At 73.3% G+C, this 1,328-nt stretch carries 2 protein-coding genes; both read left to right on the top strand.

The features are described 5' to 3' along the window. Positions 1–264 (top strand): hypothetical protein (locus tag ACFWNV_RS39705; protein ID WP_383957236.1); only part of this gene is annotated, 264 nt, incomplete at its 5' end. 57 nt (positions 265–321) lie between these two features. Next, complete coding sequence (locus ACFWNV_RS39700) at positions 322–1,278, top strand: bifunctional riboflavin kinase/FAD synthetase (protein ID WP_383957233.1); 957 nt, start codon at positions 322–324, stop codon at positions 1,276–1,278. Positions 1,279–1,328: the final 50 nt, after the last annotated feature.

Here is a 1,328-nt window from a genome sequence, read left to right as displayed (position 1 = left end):
ACCCGGGACCTCCTGCGGCGCACCGGCCGGCAACTGCTGCGGGCGCCGGGCGGGCCGGCGGTCTTCGAGCGGCGCACGGTAGAGCTGGCGCGGGCCGAACCGGCCTTCGGCGCACTCGTGGCCCGCTGGCTGGAGCGGGCGCCGCAGGAGGCGGCGGCCCTGCTGGGGCCGAGCGCGCGCCGGACCGTCGAGACCCTCGCTCACAGCGCGTCGCCGCGGGAAGACGCCGATGATGGGCAGCGGCCACGGGCATGGCAGTCTTAGACCTGCAATCGGCAACCAGGACGTGGGCCCACAGGGTTCGGGCGAGGAGCGGTCACAGTGCAGCGCTGGCGTGGCTTGGAGGACATCCCCCAGGACTGGGGACGCGGCGTCGTCACCATCGGCTCCTACGACGGGGTCCACCGGGGTCATCAGCTGATCATCGGACGCGCCGTGGCCAGGGCGCGCGAGCTCGGTGTCCCCTCCGTCGTCGTCACCTTCAGCCCGCACCCGAGCGAGGTCGTCCGCCCCGGCAGCCACCCGCCGATCCTGGCCCCGTACGACCGGCGCGCCGAGCTGATGGCCGGGCTGGGCGTGGACGCGCTGCTGATCCTGCCCTTCACGGCGGAGTTCTCGCAGCTGTCCCCGGCCGACTTCATCGTGAAGGTGCTCGTCGACAAGCTGCACGCGCTGGCGGTCATCGAGGGCCCGAACTTCCGCTTCGGCCACAAGGCCGCCGGGAACGTCGAGTTCCTGCGGCAGCTCGGCGCCACCTACGACTACGAGGTCGAGGTCGTGGACCTGGTGGAGCGCGGCGAGGCGGGCGGCGGCGTGCCGTTCTCCTCCACCCTGGCGCGCAAGCTCGTGGCGCAGGGCGACATGGACGGCGCGGCCGAGATCCTCGGCCGCCCGCACCGCCTGGAAGGCGTCGTGGTGCGCGGTGCGCAGCGCGGGCGCGAGCTCGGCTACCCGACGGCGAACGTGGAGACGCAGCCGCACACCGCGATCCCGGCCGACGGGGTGTACGCGGGCTGGCTGACGGCGGACGGCGAGCGGATGCCGGCGGCGATCTCGGTCGGCACGAACGTGCAGTTCGACGCGACCGAGCGGACCGTGGAGGCGTACGCGATCGACCGGGTCGGACTGGACCTGTACGGCATGCACGTGGCCGTGGACTTCCTCGCCTACGTGCGCGGGATGGCGAAGTTCGAGTCGCTCGACGGGCTGCTGGAGGCCATCGCGGACGACGTGAAGCGCGCGCGGGTGCTCACCGAGTCGTACGACGCGGAGCGTTGACGAGCGGTCGGACGACAACGGGCGAGGGCCCGTACCGCCCCGGGGATCCC

This window comes from Streptomyces sp. NPDC058401 (genome assembly GCF_042722885.1).
Lineage (GTDB): Bacteria > Actinomycetota > Actinomycetes > Streptomycetales > Streptomycetaceae > Streptomyces.
This window is presented reverse-complemented; position numbering and strand designations above follow the sequence as displayed.